Source organism: Halorubrum sp. SP3, assembly GCF_005435195.1.
Taxonomy (GTDB): domain Archaea; phylum Halobacteriota; class Halobacteria; order Halobacteriales; family Haloferacaceae; genus Halorubrum; species Halorubrum sodomense.
In genome coordinates, this window is the sequence record NZ_SGTU01000330.1 from 1 (window position 1) to 492 (window position 492).

The following is a 492-nucleotide window of genomic DNA, read 5'->3' on the forward strand; positions in this document are numbered from 1 at the left end:
GATCAGGAAGTCAAAGCTGTGTTCGACGAAGTGGTGAACCGGCATCGGAACAGCTCCCAGAACAGTCCCAGCGCCAATCAGTGACCGTAGAACAAGCACCCCAACCGCGGCGCTGATCAGTCGGTACTGGCCGGTCTGGCGGCGTCGATACGCGACGAGGCTCACGACGAAGAGCGCGCTGGTTCCGATTCCGGCACACGCGATGACGGTCAGCAGTACGGGCGACCCCTGAACGGTCAATGGCACGAAAGCCGAGAAGACGGCCCGAACGATGAGCGACGCGATCACGACACTGGCCAGTATGCGTTGGGAGTGATAAGAAGACACGGGGCAAAACGTTCTCATGGGAGGAAAGCCCCCGACAGGTTTTATCTCTCAGCCGATTACAGGCGAATACTCACGATGGCGACGACCAGAGGTCGGGTGCGACGACACGTCCGCGAGACGCCTGGTGTCCACTTCAACCAGGTGACACGCGATCTGGGCATCGCC

Annotated in this window: 1 protein-coding gene and 1 pseudogene; one reads left to right on the forward strand and one right to left on the reverse strand. The window is 60.4% G+C overall.

What is annotated here, in order from left to right; genetic code table 11:
- Window positions 1-288: hypothetical protein (locus EXE42_RS19795; protein WP_137707035.1), on the reverse strand; the 288-nt coding region annotated here is incomplete at its 3' end.
- Window positions 289-402: 114 nt separating this feature from the next.
- Between EXE42_RS19795 and EXE42_RS20430 the strand changes: the two are divergent.
- Window positions 403-492 (forward strand): annotated as a pseudogene (locus tag EXE42_RS20430) (ArsR family transcriptional regulator); the annotation flags it as partial.